General features: G+C 69.4%; 16 protein-coding genes. 9 read left to right on the top strand and 7 right to left on the bottom strand.

The window, feature by feature from the left end:
• The first annotated feature begins 68 nt into the window (after positions 1-68).
• From JK359_RS24020 to JK359_RS23980, 9 genes are all read left to right on the top strand, one after another.
• Positions 69-260, top strand: a complete 192-nt coding sequence (locus tag JK359_RS24020; RefSeq protein WP_201839310.1) for a hypothetical protein — start codon at positions 69-71, stop codon at positions 258-260.
• 135 nt (positions 261-395) lie between these two features.
• A complete protein-coding gene (locus JK359_RS24015) occupies positions 396-683 on the top strand; it encodes a hypothetical protein (protein WP_201839307.1) in 288 nt (95 codons plus the stop codon).
• Positions 684-1,062: 379 nt separating this feature from the next.
• Positions 1,063-1,383, top strand: coding sequence for a GYD domain-containing protein (locus JK359_RS24010; RefSeq protein ID WP_201839304.1), 321 nt, complete (start codon positions 1,063-1,065; stop codon positions 1,381-1,383).
• Between the two features lie 1,339 nt (positions 1,384-2,722).
• Positions 2,723-3,433: a hypothetical protein gene (locus JK359_RS24005; RefSeq protein ID WP_201839301.1), complete on the top strand. Its 711-nt coding sequence runs from the start codon at positions 2,723-2,725 to the stop codon at positions 3,431-3,433.
• Positions 3,434-3,578: 145 nt separating this feature from the next.
• The gene (locus tag JK359_RS24000; RefSeq protein ID WP_201839299.1) at positions 3,579-4,535 is read left to right on the top strand and encodes a PIN domain-containing protein; all 957 of its coding nucleotides are present in this window, start codon (positions 3,579-3,581) and stop codon (positions 4,533-4,535) included.
• A 156-nt stretch (positions 4,536-4,691) separates the two neighbouring features.
• Positions 4,692-5,798: a dual-specificity RNA methyltransferase RlmN gene (gene rlmN / locus JK359_RS23995; protein ID WP_201839296.1), complete on the top strand. Its 1,107-nt coding sequence runs from the start codon at positions 4,692-4,694 to the stop codon at positions 5,796-5,798.
• A gap of 216 nt (positions 5,799-6,014) precedes the next feature.
• Positions 6,015-7,091, top strand: a complete 1,077-nt coding sequence (locus JK359_RS23990) for a thiamine ABC transporter substrate-binding protein (RefSeq protein WP_201839294.1) — start codon at positions 6,015-6,017, stop codon at positions 7,089-7,091.
• Between the two features lie 38 nt (positions 7,092-7,129).
• The gene (locus JK359_RS23985; protein WP_201839292.1) at positions 7,130-8,731 is read left to right on the top strand and encodes an ABC transporter permease; all 1,602 of its coding nucleotides are present in this window, start codon (positions 7,130-7,132) and stop codon (positions 8,729-8,731) included.
• Positions 8,731-9,750 (top strand): ABC transporter ATP-binding protein, encoded by a 1,020-nt coding sequence (locus JK359_RS23980; RefSeq protein ID WP_201839290.1) that lies wholly within the window; start codon positions 8,731-8,733, stop codon positions 9,748-9,750. Before JK359_RS23985 ends, JK359_RS23980 begins: the two co-directional genes overlap by 1 nt.
• A 270-nt stretch (positions 9,751-10,020) precedes the next feature.
• Here JK359_RS23980 and JK359_RS23975 read toward each other — a convergent pair whose 3' ends face one another.
• The 7 genes from JK359_RS23975 to JK359_RS23945 all read right to left on the bottom strand — a co-directional run bounded on the left by JK359_RS23975 (position 10,021) and on the right by JK359_RS23945 (position 16,747).
• Positions 10,021-10,704, bottom strand: a complete 684-nt coding sequence (locus JK359_RS23975; RefSeq protein ID WP_201839287.1) for an LAETG motif-containing sortase-dependent surface protein — start codon at positions 10,702-10,704, stop codon at positions 10,021-10,023.
• Between the two features lie 165 nt (positions 10,705-10,869).
• On the bottom strand, positions 10,870-11,994 hold the full coding sequence (locus JK359_RS23970) for an LOG family protein (RefSeq protein ID WP_201839284.1): 1,125 nt from the start codon (positions 11,992-11,994) through the stop codon (positions 10,870-10,872).
• 36 nt (positions 11,995-12,030) lie between these two features.
• Positions 12,031-12,438 (bottom strand): VOC family protein, encoded by a 408-nt coding sequence (locus tag JK359_RS23965; protein ID WP_201839281.1) that lies wholly within the window; start codon positions 12,436-12,438, stop codon positions 12,031-12,033.
• Between the two features lie 157 nt (positions 12,439-12,595).
• Positions 12,596-13,939 (bottom strand): hypothetical protein, encoded by a 1,344-nt coding sequence (locus tag JK359_RS23960; RefSeq protein ID WP_201839278.1) that lies wholly within the window; start codon positions 13,937-13,939, stop codon positions 12,596-12,598.
• A complete protein-coding gene (locus JK359_RS23955; RefSeq protein WP_201839275.1) occupies positions 13,921-14,661 on the bottom strand; it encodes an ABC transporter ATP-binding protein in 741 nt (246 codons plus the stop codon). The genes JK359_RS23960 and JK359_RS23955 overlap by 19 nt, the downstream gene beginning before the upstream one ends.
• Before the next feature lie 197 nt (positions 14,662-14,858).
• Positions 14,859-16,241, bottom strand: a complete 1,383-nt coding sequence (locus JK359_RS23950) for an aspartate aminotransferase family protein (protein WP_307788254.1) — start codon at positions 16,239-16,241, stop codon at positions 14,859-14,861.
• A complete protein-coding gene (locus JK359_RS23945) occupies positions 16,226-16,747 on the bottom strand; it encodes an Lrp/AsnC family transcriptional regulator (RefSeq protein ID WP_201839587.1) in 522 nt (173 codons plus the stop codon). The genes JK359_RS23950 and JK359_RS23945 overlap by 16 nt, the downstream gene beginning before the upstream one ends.
• Positions 16,748-16,782: the final 35 nt, after the last annotated feature.

Below are 16,782 nucleotides of genomic sequence, written 5' to 3'. Positions count from 1 at the left end.
ACCATTCGAGCCTGTGCGGCATCTGCGGGAACGACAATGCTTCCGGTACGACTGCACAGGTGGGGAACATGATCCTTCTACTGCTCGGCGTCCTCGCACTCGTCGTAGGCGGATGCGTCTGCGTGGTGTGGGCTGAGCGAGGTGGTCCGGTCTGGGTCCGCGTCGTGGCCAAGGTGACGCTGGTCGCGGGTGAACTCGTACGCAGCTCCGCCCGGAACCGGCGCCGGAACGCGAACTCGCGGAGCAGCGGCGACGACTAGCGGTCCCTCGCCCGGCTCTCGCCCACCCCGCGCGCATGTCGCCCGCCTGGGGGACACCGGGATGCACTACGTGCACGATTCCGTACGGTCGGTTGCAAGGCCGGATGTCCTGGCCCGCTCGTCAGGAGGTTCGTCATGCGTGGCATACGCCCGACATTCGTCACCCTCGCCGCCGCCGGAGTACTCGCCCTCGCCGTCCCGGGCTCGGCTCTCGCCGCGAACGGGACCCTGGTGATCAACGGAGTCCCCATCGCGCGCCCGAAGGGCTGCATCGAGATCCCCCAGCTGTCCACCGTCTTCAACGTCACGGACACACTCGCCCTCGTCCACAACGTCCCGGGCTGCGCCGGCGGAATAGTCCGGATCATCCCTCCGGGACTGGCGGAGCAGGTACCCGGAACGCACAGCATCTTCATGGGATGACGCACGGCATCTTCGCGGGATGACGCACGGCATCTTCGCGGGTCTCCGTGGGTCTCCGTGGGTCTCCGTGGGTCTCCGTGGGTCTCCGTGGGCCCTCGTGGGTCTTCGTGGGCCCTCGTGGGTGTTCGTGGGCCCTCGTGGGTGTTCGTGGGCTTTCGTGGGACGACGATGGGCGCCATCGACCGGTGCGCGGCTCGGCGCCGCCGCCACCGCGTCTGCACCACGGGTCCCGACCCACCCGGCCCGGAAGACCGGCCCTCGCACGAGCACCGGGCCGGGCGCGCCTTATGAGTGAATCCGGCCGTTCTCCGAGGGCGGCCGGCGTGACTGCGGGAAGTCACTCCTGCACACCGCACACGTCACGGGCAGGAGCGCCCCTATGCCGAAGTTCCTCATCCAGGCCAGCTACACGCCCGAGGGGTCGAAGGGCTTGCTCGAGGAGGGAGCGAGTGGCCGCCGCGCCGCCGTGCACCAGGTCGTCACCGACCTCGGCGGGACGGTCGAGGCCATGTACTTCGCCTTCGGCGAGGACGACTTCGTGTGCATCCTCGACTTCCCCGACGCGGTCTCCATGGCCGCCGTCAGCCTCCGAGTCAAGGCCAGCGGCGCGCTCCGCACCAGGGCCACGCCCCTCCTCACCCTCGACGAGATCGACGAGGCAGCCCACCGCCAGATCACCTTCCGCCCTCCCGGCACCTGACCGCACGAGTTCCTCGCCGAGGCCGACCAGGCGGCTTGCCGGCTGGGACCGGGGAGTGCCTCGCAGGAGGACCTCCGGAGTTCCCTGCTCGCGCAGTCAAAGCGCTCTGGATCTTGACCAGGGAGCTTGAACCGCAGCTCGTGGCGATGGTGCCGACAGTTCCCACCGCCGCGCTCAGTACGGCAGCCGATCCAGCACCCACGGCGACGCTGGTGCCCACTCGGCGTGCTCCGCACTGCAAGCTGCGCTCGGTGCCCGAGCTGTTCCGCCGGCATCAACACCCCGGACGACAGCGGCCACTCCGAGGTCGGGTGTCGGACTACCTGCGACGCCGGATGTACCAACTGACCGCCAGCACTATGAACATGGAGACCACGAAGGCCCACACCGTGGTCGCGGCGTTGTACGAGCTGTAGACCAGGGCAAACATGCTCACGCGGATACCCGTCATGGTAGACCGTAGCCGGTGGACGTAACGGCTTGATGCTTGCCCACTGCGCGCCAGTCGCTGGATCACCCAGGCCGACGCCTGGGTGACCAAACGAACTGGCTAGTCCTCAGGATCAGCGGTGTCGGATGGGCGGGTGTCAGGACCTCATCGACTGGGCGACGAGTTCGCTCCTGGCTCGACGGCATGAGGTGCTCGTACACCCGCAGCGTCAGCGCCGGGTCGGTGCGCCCCAGGTATTGATGCTCTCCCCGGCATCAAGCCCCGGCTGCGCTCCGCTCCGCCGGGCGCGCTTCCCGGCTCCACTCCGGGCGCCGCTCCTGCCTTCGGCCCGCTCCGCCCGGGCTGCGCCGGCGCGCGCCCACATGTGGATAGGGCCGGTAGCCATAAGTCGATCACCGCGTGCAACGCCCCGCGGGTCAACACAGTGCCTCCGGCGGGGGATCGGCCGGCACCGGGATGGAGGGGGCACCGTCGCCGACCGCGGGTTCATCGTGGCGGATGCTGAAGGCTCCCATCCTGCACACCATCGACCCAGGCAGAGCCGAGCAGACGCGGCCCAGGGCGTCTAGGTCGTTCGTACAGTGGCGCGCTCCACCTGGACGCCCTGAACCACGCCCGCTCCACGGTGTGTGGGTCGACGGCGTACGGGATGGGAGCTGGGAAGGGTGGCGGCTGATGAGCGACGGCGGCTGTGACTGCGAACTGTTTACGGAGATCTCAGCCTCGATTACTCAACAGTACCGGTCTTCTGCTCGGCCGAACCCGGCACTGTAGTGAACTGGCCCGATCCGTCATTTCAGCCATACGGCCTAGTCATAGTTCTCCGAAATGGCACCCCATTAGTGCCGCCAGTAAAGTGTGGGCTGTCTGCGTTAGTAGGAGGTCGTCATGGCTAGGCACCCGCATCAAGAAGCAGAAGAGGAAGAAGAGGAGCGGGAAGAGGAGGAGGACGAGGGCGAGTACGACTACGAGGAAGAGGGGGAGGAGGACGAGGGTGAGTACGACTACGAGGAAGAGGAAGAAGAGGAATCAACTGCAGGTGCACAATTTGGCATCTTTAGGTTCGAGAGCGAGTCTGGAATACCCGTCGATGACCTATGCGGCCTCCTTCAAGCGCTGAATGCCGCATATTCCGGAATCGGTGAAATCAGAGGAGCCGTAGCGCTCGGTACGATCCCTATCCATCGCGCCCGGCAGCGCGTTCATGCGCACGATCGGGCAAGTGATTATCTAGCCACCGCTCCCCGCTTGATGTTCATGTCGGCACACGTTGATTCCCCAGGAGTGTGGGAGTTCCTGGGTTCGTTGAATATCTTTACGCAGATTCGTGAATATCTCAAAGATAGGCATGAGCGCAAGAAGGACTTCGCCTATCGAAATGAAGCCGAAAAGCGACAGCTTGCCGCCGCTGCGACGAAGGCAGAAGTGGACGCTGTAAGCGGCTTTGTCACTCTTCTGCTTCAGGCTGGCTACACTGAGGCCGAGATTCGGCAGCGGTTGGAAGATAGATTCTTCCAGCCCATGCGTCAACTTGAGTCCTTTCAAGACCGGGGGCTCCTTCTGGAACCTGAAGTATTGCCCCTTCCCGCTTCCGAGTAGCGCGCGGACGGGTGTGACGGCCTCAGCTCCCTTCCCGTCGGCAGCTCGGATCGAGGAGTGCCTGAGTGATGTCTCGACCCGGTCATTGAGACTCCGTCGACCTAAACGGGTACGCACCGAGGTGCCTCCTCGCTACCATCAAGGCGTGCTCAGACTCCTGATCGACACAAGCGTCTGGTTGGACATTGCCAAGCGGCGGGATGGGCAGCGAATTATTGTTCCCCTGCGCGTCCTCATGCACCAAGACAAGTTGGAGATTCTTGCCCCATCTCTCATTCTGAACGAGTTCGAGAGAAACCGGCCCCGGGCAGAAGAGTCGGTTAGTGTCAGCATTCGTGACCGATTTAAGGCTATGCGCCAGGACTTGCAGGAGTATGGGGACAGTCAAGGCGGCGAGTGGATCGAAGAAATGGAGCATCTGATCCCTCATGTCAGTTCGCGGTCGCTCCAGAACTTCTCAGAGATATCCGCCCTGCTGCAATCGGCCACGCGAGTCGAGCCTGGCCAAAGCCACTTCGAGGCTGTTGTGCGTCGAGGGCTCGACAAAACGGCGCCGCTCCACCTTAACAAGAATAGCGTCGCCGATGCGCTACTCATCGAACTCTATGCGACCATAGCGCGCGCGGCCGTGGACGGGGTCGACCAGTGCGTGTTCGCTACGTCAAACTATCAAGACTTCTCGGTACCGAATGGGGATCGCCGAAAACCTCATCCGGACCTGGCACCCATATTTCATGATCGATCGCACTACACCTACGAAGTCAGCGGCTTAGTGGCGCTCCTGACTGAGCTGATGGGTGACGAATACGAGGAACTTGGCGAGGAGGTTGAGATCGTTCAAGAAGGCACTAGGTCGCTCATCGAAATCATGGATGCTGAAGAGGAGTACTTTGATCGCATCTGGTATACGCGCAGTATCGCTCGCCTGGCCGAGAAACCCGAAGAGCAGGACGCGGAGAAGAAGGGGCGTGAACGACTGGAAAAGAAGTATGGAGCGGAGAATTTGCTGCCCGAAAATGATTGGGAGTTCGGCTTCTGGAATGGCAAGCTTGCAGCCCTGCGATGGGTTTTGGGAAGCGAATGGGACTTCCTTGACCTGTAGGAAGCCGCCGGTAGCAACAGGCGCGTGGCCACATCGGCTGGGCCGTCCCTGGGCCGTCCCAGGTCGACCAACGCTGACAGCCGGCGCCCGCAGGTGACTACCCCCACCCCGCTCTGGCCTGGGCTCCCCGAGTTGATCTGCGACACTGGAAGGGTTATGCCGAAGCCCGGAGAACTTACTTTTGCCGTGCCGCGCGGAGCCAAGAAGCCGCCGCGGCATCTCGCCGACCTCTCGCCCGCCGAGCGCAAGGACGCCGTGGCCGAGATCGGGGAGAAGCCGTTTCGTGCCAAGCAGCTCTCGCAGCACTACTTCGCGCGGTACGCGCACGACCCGCAGGAGTGGACCGACATTCCGGCCGGCTCCCGGGAGAAGCTGCGCGAGGCGCTGTTCCCGGAGCTGATGACCGTCGTCCGGCACCTGTCCACCGACCAGGGGACCACGCGCAAGACGCTGTGGCGGCTCTTCGACGGCACGCTCGTCGAGTCCGTCCTGATGCGCTACCCGGACCGGGTCACCATGTGCATCAGCTCGCAGGCCGGATGCGGAATGAACTGCCCCTTCTGCGCCACGGGCCAGGCCGGGCTCGACCGGAATCTGTCCACCGCCGAGATCGTCCACCAGATCGTGGACGGCATGCGGGCGCTGAGGGACGGCGAGGTGCCCGGCGGTCCTGCGCGGCTGTCCAACATCGTCTTCATGGGGATGGGCGAGCCGCTCGCCAACTACAACCGGGTCGTCGGTGCCATCCGGGCGCTCACCGACCCCGCCCCGGACGGCCTCGGGCTGTCGCAGCGCGGGATCACCGTGTCGACCGTCGGCCTCGTGCCGGCCATCCACCGGTTCGCCGACGAGGGCTTCAAGTGCCGGCTCGCGATCTCCCTGCACGCCCCTGACGACGAGCTGCGCGACACCCTCGTCCCCGTGAACACGCGGTGGAAGGTGCGCGAGGTGCTGGACGCCGGCTTCGAGTACACCGAGAAGTCGGGCCGCCGGCTGTCCATCGAGTACGCGCTCATCCGGGACATCAACGACCAGGCCTGGCGCGGTGACCGGCTCGGCCGGCTGCTCAAGGGCAAGCCCGTGCACGTCAACCTCATCCCGCTGAACCCGACGCCCGGGTCGAAGTGGACCGCGTCGCGGCCCGAGGACGAGAAGGCGTTCGTGGAGGCCATCGCCGCGCACGGGGTGCCCGTCACGGTCCGGGACACCCGCGGTCAGGAGATCGACGGAGCCTGTGGTCAGCTCGCCGCCACCGAGCGGTAATCTGGCCACGTCCACACATCTTCATATTCCGACAGGGGAGCGCCACAGCGCTGAGAGTGCGGCGGACAGGGCCGCAGACCCTCTGAACCTCGCCCAGGTCATTCTGGGTAGGGAGTTCGGTCATCACTCAAGCTGTTGCGCCCTGCCCGGGTTCTCCCCGTGAGACGCCCGGGCAGGGCCGCGTCTCTTCCTGGCCAACCCCCAGGAGGACATCCAGTGCACATCAAGACCTTCGTGGCCGTGGCCGTAGGACTCGGCCTGGTCACGCTGTCCGCGTGCGGCTCGACCGACGCCAAGGGCTCCGCGGACACCAGGACCGTGACCCTGGTCAGCCACAACTCGTGGAGCGTCTCCAAGAGCGTCATCAAGGACTTCGAGAAGCAGTCCGGGTACAAGGTCCGGGTCCTCGAGGACGGCGACGCCGGACAGGCGGTCAACAAGGCGATCCTGACCAAGGACAACCCGCAGGGCGACGTCCTCTTCGGAGTCGACAACACCCTGCTCTCCCGGGCCCTGGACAACGGGCTGTTCCAGCCGTACGAGGCCAAGGGGCTCGACAAGGTCGGCGCGCAGTACCAGCTCGACAAGGACGAGCACCGGGTCACGCCCGTCGACTACGGCGACATCTGCGTCAATTACGACAAGGCGTACTTCGCGCGGCACAAGCTGGCCCCGCCGCAGTCCTTCGCCGACCTGGCCAAGCCCGCGTACAAGGACCTGCTCGTCACCGAGAACGCGGCCACCTCCTCCCCGGGCCTCGGCTTCCTGCTCGGCAGCGCCGCGCAGTTCGGGGACGGCGGGGGCTGGCAGGACTACTGGAAGAAGCTGAAGGCCAACGGCGTCAAGGTCGTCGACAGCTGGGACCAGGCCTACCGCCAGGAGTTCTCCGGATCGTCGGAGGGCAAGAAGGCCGGTGGCGACCGGCCGCTCGTCGTGTCGTACGCCTCCTCCCCGCCCGCCGAGGTGATCTACGCCGAGAAGCGGCCCGCGGCCGCCCCGACCGGCGTGGCCACCGGCACCTGCTTCCGGCAGATCGAGTTCGCCGGCCTGCTCGGCAACGCCGGGAACACCAAGGGCGGCAAGGCGTTCCTGGACTTCCTGGTCTCCCGCCAGTTCCAGGAGGACATGCCGCTGAACATGTTCGTCTACCCGGTGGTCCAGGGGGCGAAGGTGCCCGCGGACTTCACCAAGTACGGGCCGGCCGCCGAGCACCCCGAGAACATGGCTCCGGCCGAGATCGCCGACCACCGTGACCAGTGGGTCAAGTCGTGGACGTCACTCGTACTGAAGTAGCCCGGTCCCGGCGGGGGAACGCGGCGCGGCTCGGCCTCATGGCCCTGCCCGTCGCGTTCTTCGCGCTGTTCTTCGCCTGGCCCGTCGCCGCGATCGTCACGCGCGGGCTGAAGGTGGACGGCGTCTGGCGGCTCGGGCGGATCCTGGACGTGGTCACCCAGCCGGACATCCGGCACGTGCTGTGGTTCACCACCTGGCAGGCGCTCGCCTCCACCGCGCTCACCCTGCTGCTCGCGCTGCCCGCCGCCTACGTCTTCGCCCGCCTGGACTTCCCGGGCAGGCAACTGCTGCGGGCCGTCGTCACGGTGCCGTTCGTGCTGCCGACCGTCGTCGCCGGCAGCGCCTTCCTGGCGCTGGTCGGGCACAACGGGCTGCTCGACGAGCTGTGGGGGGTACGGCTGGACACCACGGTGTGGGCGATCCTGCTGGCCCACGTCTTCTTCAACTACGCGGTCGTCGTACGGACCGTGGGCGGGCTGTGGTCCCAGCTCGACCCCCGGCAGGTGGAAGCCGCCCGGATGCTGGGCGCCTCGCCGTCGGCGGCCTGGCGGAAGGTCACCCTGCCGGCGCTCGCGCCCGCCGTGGCCGCCGCCGCGCTCATGGTGTTCCTGTTCACCTTCACCTCCTTCGGTGTGGTGCAGATCCTCGGCGGCCCCACCTTCTCCACCCTCGAGGTGGAGATCTACCGGCAGACCACCGACGTCTTCGACCTGTCCACGGCCGCCGTCCTCACCCTCCTCCAGTTCGCCGCCGTCGGCGCGATCCTCGCCGTGCACGCGTGGACGGTACGGCGGCGGGAGACCGCGCTGCGGCTCGTCGACCCGAACACGACCGCCCGCCGGCCGCGCGGCGCCGGGCAGTGGGCACTGCTCGCCGGGGTCCTCGGCACCGTCGCCCTGCTCCTGGTCCTGCCGCTCGCCGTGCTCGTCCGGCGCTCGTTCGAGTCGCCCGGCCTCGGTTCGTACCGGGCACTGACCGACGCGGACGGCGGTACGTTCCTGGTCGCGCCCGTGACCGCCGTGTGGACCTCGCTGCAGTACGCCGTCGCCGCCACCGCCATCGCCGTGGTGATCGGAGGCCTCGCCGCCGCGGCCCTGGCCCGGCGGGACGCGGGGCGGCTGGTGCGGAGCTTCGACGCGCTGCTGATGCTGCCCCTCGGCGTCTCCGCCGTGACCGTCGGCTTCGGTTTCCTGATCGCCCTCGACGAGCCGCCGCTGGACCTGCGCCAGTCCTGGATCCTGGTGCCGCTCGCGCAGGCGCTGGTCGGCGCACCCTTCGTCGTACGCACCATGCTGCCCGTGCTGCGGGCGGTGGACGCCCGGCTCAGGGAGGCCGCGGCAGTCCTCGGGGCCTCGCCCTGGCGGGTGTGGCGGGAGGTGGACCTGCCGATGGTGCGGCGCGCGCTGCTGGTCGCTGCCGGGTTCGCGTTCGCCGTCTCGCTCGGCGAGTTCGGGGCGACCGTGTTCATCGCCCGGCCCGACAACCCGACGCTGCCGGTCGCCGTGGCCCGGCTGCTGAGCCGCCCCGGCGAAGTCAACTACGGCCAGGCCATGGCTCTTTCGACCATTCTGATGGTGGTGTGCGCCGCCGCGCTGCTCGTGCTGGAACGGCTGCGCACCGACCGTACGGGGGAGTTCTGATGCTGCTGAGCCTCGATGCCGCGACCGTGCGCTTCGGTGGGCGGGCCGTGCTCGACGGAGTCGGTCTTGAGGTCGTCGAGCACGAGGTGGTGTGCGTGCTCGGGCCCAGCGGCAGCGGGAAGTCGACCCTGCTCCGTGCGGTGGCCGGTCTCCAGCCCCTCCATTCCGGGCGGGTGCTGCTCGACGGCCGGGACCAGGCGGGGGTGCCCGCGCACAAGCGCGGTGTCGGGCTGATGTTCCAGGACCACCAGCTGTTCCCGCAGCGGGACGTCGGCGCGAACGTGGCGTTCGGGCTGCGCATGCGCGGCGTCGGCAAGGGCGAACGCGACGGCGAGGTGGGGAAGCTGCTGGAGCTGGTCGGTTTGCCGGGGGCCGCCCGGCGGGCGGTGGCCGGGCTGTCCGGCGGGGAGCAGCAGCGGGTAGCGCTCGCCCGCGCGCTCGCCCCCCGGCCGCGGATCCTCATGCTGGACGAGCCGCTCGGCCAGCTCGACCGTTCGCTGCGGGAACGGCTGGTGGTTGAACTGCGGGAACTTTTCGGGCGGTTGGGGACCACGGTGCTCGCCGTCACGCACGACCAGGGCGAGGCGTTCGCGCTGGCCGACCGGGTGGTGGTGATGCGGGACGGGCGGATCGCGCAGACCGGTACGCCGCTCGAGGTGTGGCAGCGGCCCGCCGATGCGTTCGTGGCCCGCTTCCTCGGCTTCGACAACGTGGCCGGGGCGACCGTTGCCGGTGCGGCCGCCGACAGTCCCTGGGGCAAGCTGCCGGTGCCCGACGGCTCCGCCCAGGGCAACCGCACGGTTCTCGTCCGCCCCGCGGGGGTCCGGCTGCGGCCGGCCGACCAGGGCCTGCCCTGCACGGTGACCGCCCGCACCTTCAAGGGCACCCATGTCTCCGTCCTCCTCCAGCCGGAGGACGCCCCGCGCCTGGAGGCGGCCTGCGCGCTGCGGGACGCACCGGAGGCCGGGGCGACGGTCGGCGTGGAGTTCGACGCGGCCGAGATCGTGGTGCTCGACTGAGCAACCGGCACCGGTGTACCCGGCCGAGTGCCCGGTACCGGTGTACCCGGCCGAGTGCCCGGTACCGGTGTACCCGGCCGAGTGCCCGGCGCCGGTGTACCCGGCCGAGTGCCCGGCGCCGGCGTACCCGACCAGGTGCCCGGCACCGGCGTTCGCCGGCCGAACGCACTCAGGCCGGGTGAACGGCCGCGGCCCGCCCACCCGGGGAAGGGAGGACGGGCCGCGGCTCGCTGCGCGGTGTGGCGTCAGGTGCTGATCGGCGGTTGGGCGTCAGCCGTTGTTGCGCGTGCCGCGGCGGCGCATGCCGAACCAGACCGCGCCACCGCCGACGACGACCAGGGCGCCGGCGACACCGGCGATCAGCCCGGTGTTGGAGTCGGCACCGGTCTCGGCGAGGTTGGACTCACCGGCCGCCGGGGACGGCGCGTTGTCCGAGGTGCCCGCCGGGGCGGAGCTGGACTCGGAGGCCGAGGGGGTCGGGGTCGCCGACTCGGCCGGGGCGGACTTGGTCGGGGTCGGCGAGGGCGTCGTGGAGGCCGGCGGCTTCGGGGTCTCGCTCTCGGTCTTGCAGGCGGTGGACGGGGTCACCAGGTCGGGCTGGATGTCCTGGTCGACATTGCCGGCCTTGACGTGCACCCGGTAGGTGGCGCTCGGCTTCCAGTCCTCAGGGAAGGTGAGCTGGACGCCCTCCTTGGAACCCTTGACCGGCTGCTCGCCGACCTTGCTCTCGACACCGCCCACGCCCTTGAGGAAGACGCTGACGGTGCCCTCGGTGGCGGAGGGGTCGGTGTCGGTGACGACGATGACGCCCTTCTCGCCGTCACACTTCGCTTCGGCGGAGAAGTCCTTGATGTTGCAGGCGAGAGCGGAGCCGGCCAGGCCCAGCACCAGCGCCGCGGATCCGGAGGCGACACCCAGAACGCGCACGGAACGGCGTACGCTACGGCGAGTCATGGACAACGTTTGTCCTTTACAGAGTGCAATTGCGGGGGGTGAGGGGGAGTTGGGGCGACGGATGAGGTGAGGCCCCAGCACCCCCGGGAGGCTCACAGGTTTATAAGTGCTCCATAAGCAGTGTCAACGCATATGCCACCAACGGCTGTTGACTTTGCCCGCTTATTAACCGCCGAGACGTTTGATCGCGGCCGTGGCCTGCTCGATCCGGTCAACAAGGGTGATACGGGACTCCATCGCCCGCCCCCGGGCCAGCGCCTGCAGCAACGGCCAGGCCGGCAGCTCCCGCGTCCAGTGCCCGCTGTCCACGAGCACCATCGGCGCCGGTTCGCCGCGCGACTCGTAGTAGTTCGGCGTCGCGTTGTCGAAGATCTCCTGCACGGTCCCCGCGGCGCCCGGCAGGAACACCACCCCGGCGGTGGAGCGCGCCAGCAGGCCGTCCTCGCGGGTGGCGTTGGCGAAGTACTTGGCGATGTGGGCGGCGAAGGCGTTCGGCGGCTCGTGGCCGTAGAACCAGGTGGGTATGCCCACCGACTCCCCGCCACCGGGCCAGCGTTCGCGCACCTCGAAGGCGGCGCGCGCCCACTCCGTGACCGAGGGCCGGAACGAGGGTGCCTTGGCCAGCAGCCGGAGCGCGTCCTCCAGCATGTCGTCGGCGAAGGGGGCTGCGTAGGCGCCGAGGTTGGCGGCCTCCATGGCACCCGGCCCGCCGCCGGTGGCGACGGTGAAGCCGGCGCGCGTCAGCTCGCGGCCGAGCCGGGCGGCGCCCGCGTAGGCGTCCGTGCCGCGGGCCATCGCGTGCCCGCCCATGACACCCACCACCCGTGCGCCGGCCAGGAGTTCGTCCAGGGCGTCGGAGACGGCGTCGTCGTGGACCGCGCGGAGCATCGAGGCGAAAACGTCACCGTCGGATTTCGTCCGCTGGAACCAGGCGTAGGCCTGCGCGTCCGGTGTCGCCTCGTACTCCTCCGCCAGCGACTCGAACAACTCGTCGGGCGTGTAGGTGAGTCCTCGGTACGGGTCGAACGGCAGACCGGGGACCGGCGGGAAGACGAGGGCCCCGGCGGACCGGACACGGGCGGCGGCCTCGGGGTCCATCGGGCAGCCGAGGAAGACGGCGCCCGTCGCGTCGAGACGGAGCAGGACGTCGGTACGGCCGGTCAGATCGACGGCCTGGATGCGGAACCGGGCGAGCGAGCCGTGTTCGGCGACCACCTCGTCGAACTCCGCGAGGGACTCGATCTCGTGATCGTGGGCGGCACGGTGGGGCTGGGCGGGTGTCGGATGCACCCGCCCATGCTGGCACGGACGTTCGGGCCGCGGGGATCAGCCCTGGATCGCCGCCGGGTCCATCCACATGACCTCCCACGTGTGACCGTCGAGGTCGTCGAAGGCGCGCCCGTACATGAAGCCGTGGTCCTGGGTCGGGCCGGTCTCCGTGCCGCCGGCCGCGATGGCCTTGCCGACCAGCTCGTCCACCTTCTCGCGGCTCTCGGCGCTCAGACAGACCAGCACCTCGCTGGTCGTCGTCGCGTCGGCGATCTGCTTCTTGGTGAAGGTCGCGTAGAACGGCTTGGTCAGCAGCATCGCGACGATGGTGTCGCTGATCACCACGGAGGCGGCCTTCTCGTCGCTGAACTGCGGGTTGATCGTGTAGCCCAGTTCCGTGAAGAACTTCTTCGAGGCGTCGAGGTCGTTCACGGGCAGGTTCACGAAGATCATCTGCTGGTACATGGGGGCCTCTCCCGTAGGGGCGGTGCGCGGTTCGTCGTGTGCGGTGTCCGTCGGGCGGGGTTTTCGCCCCGCCCGGTGTTCGTCGCGTTCGGTGGGGTAGACCGGCGGCCCGCACCGGACTCATCGGCCTCCGGGAAACTTTTTTCGAGCCCGGCGCTCAGCGGGCCGACGGCAGCGCCGACAGAGCGCCGACCACGAGGACGAGCGGGCCGAACAGGGCCAGCAGGGCGGCCGTGCGCAGGGCGGCGGCACCGCGCAGCATCGAGGCCGGCGCGCCGAGGCGCAGCAGCGCCGCGATGGTCTCGGCGCGGCACTGGCGGGCCTCCACGGCCGCGGTGAGCAGGGTGGCCACCGTGCAGCCGGCGACGACGAGCGCGCCGAGGGCGGTCAGCGGGCCGAAGTCCGGGGACGGGTCGTCGTACAGGACCGCCATCGCGTAACCGGCGGACGCCACCGCGCAGACCACGCCCAGGGGACGGCCGATACGGGTGGCTTCCGTCATCAGCACGCGGCCGGCGAGCAGCCGGAGCGCACCCGGGCGTACGGACTGCAGGAGCCGGCCGCACAGGTGGGTGAGGCCGGGGCCGGCCACGACGAGGCCGGTGGCGGTGAGGAGCCAGCCGAGGAGTACGGCGAGGGAGGGAGCCGGGGCGGGGTCGCCGGCGTAGGACTGGGCGGCCAGGCCGGCGGTGACCAGCGCGACGCCCCAGGGGAGGCCGGCCGGGGTGCCGCCGGTGGGCACGTCACCGGCGGGGTCGCCGGTCCGGGCGGCGGACGGGGCGGTGGACCCTGCGCCGTGTTGTGCGGTGGCGTCCGTGCTGCCCGTCGTGCGGAGCGGGCCTGGTTGTCCGGCGGCGTCCGTGCCGGCCGTCGTGCGGCGGGTGACGCGTGACCCGAATCGTCCGTACGTGCCGAACGTCTCCCGTGCCGTCGCCCTGCGGTACGCCCCGAAGCGGCCGAAGCCCCGGCGGTCCGGAGTGGCCGGGCGGGGGTCTCGCGGCCGGAGGGCCAGGGCCACCGTGATGGCGGCCGTCGCCGGCGGCAGGACCAGCAGGGTCAGGGCCGCGGGGAGCGGGAGGGGCTGGTCCGCGGCCAGGAAGCCGGCCGCGGCGCCGTCGAACGGCATGCCCGTCAGGTCGCCGCGCAGGTGCAGAAAGACCAGCAGGGCCAGCATCGAGCCCAGGGTGCAGGACAGGGCCGTGGTCAGAGCGGAGACGGCCATGAGGCGGGCGGGGCTCAGGCCCACGGCGGACAGGCCGGGGCGCGGCCGCGTGCCGGGGTCGGTACGGGCGACCGCGAGCGCGAAGTACACGGTGGCGGCGAGCGGCACCGCGCACCAGGCCAGGCGCAGCGCGGCGGCCCCCGCGTCCTCGGGGTGGTCCAGGGCGTGGCCGAGGCAGGACAGGAGCAGGAAACCGGTGCCCGCCGCGGCAGCGGCCACCAGCAGGCGGCGCAGCTGGACGGCGGGCCGGGCGGCGCGGGTCAGACGGAGAGCGAGCACGCGGCCCGGCCTTCCGGTTCGGGGGCGTCCGGCAGGTGGACGGTCCGCACGCACCGCCCGTCCAGCAGGGCCACCGTGCGGTCGGCCAGGGCGGCGGTCTCGGCGTCGTGCGTGGCGAGGACCACGGTGATGCCGTGCGAGCGGGCCGCCGCGGTGAGCGTGCGCAGGACGTGGGCGCGGTCGGCGCGGTGCAGCGGGGCCGTCGGCTCGTCCGCGAAGAGGACCGAGGGCCCGGTGGCGAGGGCGCGGGCGATGGCGACGCGCTGGCGCTCGGCGTGCTGCAGCGCGTGCGGGCGGCAGCGCGCCTTGTCGCCGATGTCCAGGCGCTCAAGCCACTCCCGCGCGGCGGCCTTGGCCCGGCGCCGGCCGGTGCCGCGCAGCATCAGGGGGAGCGCGGCGTTCTCCCACACGTTCAGCTCGGGGACCAGGACCGGCTCGGGGTCGATCCAGCCGAAGCGGTCCCGGCGCAGCCGCTCACGGGCCATCGGGCCGAGGGTGTGCACCGGCGCGCTGTTGAACCACACCTCGCCGCACCGCACCGGCACCTGGCCGGACAGACAGCGCAGCAGCGTGGTCTTGCCGCTGCCGCGGGGGCCGCTGACGGCGAGGATCTCGCCCTCCCGCACGCCGAGCGAGATCCCGGTGAGTCCGGGGGAGCCGTCCCGGTGACTGAAGTGCAGGGAGCGTGCCCAGAGCACGTCGTTGTCCGGCGGGGCCTCCATGGGCGTACACCTCGGTTCTGATCCGTTTTCCCGCGCTTGATCCCCCATGCGGGGGAACGAAGACTGGGCCGATCGGTCACTGCACGCTAGGCAGCTCACCGGGGCGGGGCCGGACGGCACACGGCCCCGGGCCGCCGTTCTCACTCGAACGGGCGGCACCGGGGCCGGTGTTGATCAGCTGATCGGATGCTCCTGGATCAGAGCTTGGTCCACGCCTCCGTCAGCGTCGCGCGCAGGATCTGCTCGATCTCGTCGAAGGTCCCCTGGTCGGAGATCAGCGGCGGGGCGAGCTGGATCACCGGGTCGCCGCGGTCGTCGGCACGGCAGTAGAGGCCGTTGTCGAAGAGGGCCTTGGAGAGGAAGCCGTACAGCACGCGCTCCGTCTCCTCGTCGTTGAAGGACTCCTTGGTGTTCTTGTCCTTCACCAGCTCGATGCCGTAGAAGAAGCCGTTGCCGCGGACGTCGCCGACGATCGGCAGGTCGTGCAGCTTCTGCAGGGTCTGCAGGAAGGCGCCCTCGTTGTCGAGCACGTGCTGGTTGAGGTTCTCGCGCTCGAACAGGTCGAGGTTGGCGAGACCCACCGCGGCGGACACCGGGTGGCCACCGAAGGTGTAGCCGTGCAGGAAGGTGTTGTCACCCTTGTAGAACGGCTCGGCGATCCGGTCGGAGACGATGCAGGCGCCGATCGGGGAGTAGCCCGAGGTCATGCCCTTGGCGCAGGTGATCATGTCCGGGACGTAGCCGAACTTGTCGCACGCGAACATCGTGCCCAGGCGGCCGAAGGCGCAGATGACCTCGTCCGACACGAGCAGGACGTCGTACTTGTCGCAGATCTCGCGGACGCGCTGGAAGTAGCCGGGCGGGGGCGGGAAGCAGCCGCCGGCGTTCTGCACGGGCTCCAGGAAGACCGCGGCGACGGTGTCCGGGCCCTCGAAGAGGATCTGCTGCTCGATCTGGTCGGCGGCCCAGCGGCCGAAGGCCACGGGGTCGTCACCGAAGATCGGCGCGCGGTAGATGTTGGTGTTGGGCACCTTGTGCGCGCCCGGCACCAGCGGCTCGAAGGGGGCCTTCAGGCTCGGCAGGCCGGTGATGGACAGGGCGCCCTGCGGGGTGCCGTGGTAGGCGACCGCGCGGGAGATGACCTTGTACTTGGTCGGCTTGCCCTGGAGCTTGAAGTACTGCTTGGCCAGCTTCCAGGCGGTCTCGACGGCCTCGCCGCCGCCGGTCGTGAAGAAGACCTTGTTCAGGTCGCCCGGGGCGTGGTCGGCGAGACGCTCGGCCAGCTCGACGGCCTTGGGGTGGGCGTAGGACCACACCGGGAAGAAGGCCAGCTCCTGCGCCTGCTTGAAGGCGGTCTCGGCGAGTTCCGTGCGGCCGTGACCGGCCTGGACCACGAACAGGCCCGCGAGACCGTCGAGGTAGCGCTTGCCCTTGTCGTCGTAGATGTAGGTGCCCTCACCCCGGACGATGGTCGGGACGGGGGAGTTCTCGTACGAGGACATGCGGGTGAAGTGCATCCACAGGTGGTCGTACGCGGTCTTGCTGAGGTCCTTTGAACTCACGGTTATCGGGTTCCCCACATGTAGGTCTGCTTCTTCAGCTTCAGGTAGACGAAGCTCTCGGTGGAGCGCACGCCGGGCAGGGCCCGGATGCGTTTGTTGATGACGTCCAGCAGGTGGTCGTCGTCCTCGCAGACGATCTCGGCGAGGATGTCGAACGAGCCCGCGGCCATCACCACGTACTCGACCTCCGACATGCCGGTCAGCGCATCCGCGATCGACTCGACGTCACCCTCGACGTTGATCCCGACCATCGCCTGCCGGCGGAAGCCCACGGTGAGCGGGTCCGTGACGGCGACGATCTGCATCACACCCTGGTCCAGCAGCTTCTGCACGCGCTGGCGCACGGCCGCCTCGGAGAGGCCGACGGCCTTGCCTATGGCGGCGTACGGCCGGCGGCCGTCCTCCTGGAGCTGCTGGATGATGGCGAGGGAGACGGCGTCCAGCTGGGGACTGTTGCCGTTCCTGGACTCGCGGGGCGAGTCCCTCTGGTCTGCGCTTCGACTGGCCACGACCTCACTGTGCACGACGTCTCGACAGTTTCGCAACCCTCAAGTGTCGA

The organism is Streptomyces actinomycinicus (assembly GCF_016741775.1).
GTDB classification, from domain to species: domain Bacteria; phylum Actinomycetota; class Actinomycetes; order Streptomycetales; family Streptomycetaceae; genus Streptomyces; species Streptomyces actinomycinicus.
This window is presented reverse-complemented; position numbering and strand designations above follow the sequence as displayed.

What these genes read in the sequence shown, in the direction of transcription:
- JK359_RS24020 (WP_201839310.1), top strand. Translation starts at nt 69, where the DNA reads ATGATCCTTCTACTGCTCGGCGTCCTCGCACTCGTCGTAGGCGGATGC.
- JK359_RS24015 (WP_201839307.1), top strand. Translation starts at nt 396, where the DNA reads ATGCGTGGCATACGCCCGACATTCGTCACCCTCGCCGCCGCCGGAGTA.
- JK359_RS24010 (WP_201839304.1), top strand. Translation starts at nt 1,063, where the DNA reads ATGCCGAAGTTCCTCATCCAGGCCAGCTACACGCCCGAGGGGTCGAAG.
- JK359_RS24005 (WP_201839301.1), top strand. Translation starts at nt 2,723, where the DNA reads ATGGCTAGGCACCCGCATCAAGAAGCAGAAGAGGAAGAAGAGGAGCGG.
- rlmN (WP_201839296.1), top strand. Translation starts at nt 4,692, where the DNA reads ATGCCGAAGCCCGGAGAACTTACTTTTGCCGTGCCGCGCGGAGCCAAG.
- JK359_RS23985 (WP_201839292.1), top strand. Translation starts at nt 7,130, where the DNA reads ATGGCCCTGCCCGTCGCGTTCTTCGCGCTGTTCTTCGCCTGGCCCGTC.
- JK359_RS23980 (WP_201839290.1), top strand. Translation starts at nt 8,731, where the DNA reads ATGCTGCTGAGCCTCGATGCCGCGACCGTGCGCTTCGGTGGGCGGGCC.
- JK359_RS23975 (WP_201839287.1), bottom strand. Translation starts at nt 10,704, where the DNA reads ATGACTCGCCGTAGCGTACGCCGTTCCGTGCGCGTTCTGGGTGTCGCC.
- JK359_RS23965 (WP_201839281.1), bottom strand. Translation starts at nt 12,438, where the DNA reads ATGTACCAGCAGATGATCTTCGTGAACCTGCCCGTGAACGACCTCGAC.
- JK359_RS23955 (WP_201839275.1), bottom strand. Translation starts at nt 14,661, where the DNA reads ATGGAGGCCCCGCCGGACAACGACGTGCTCTGGGCACGCTCCCTGCAC.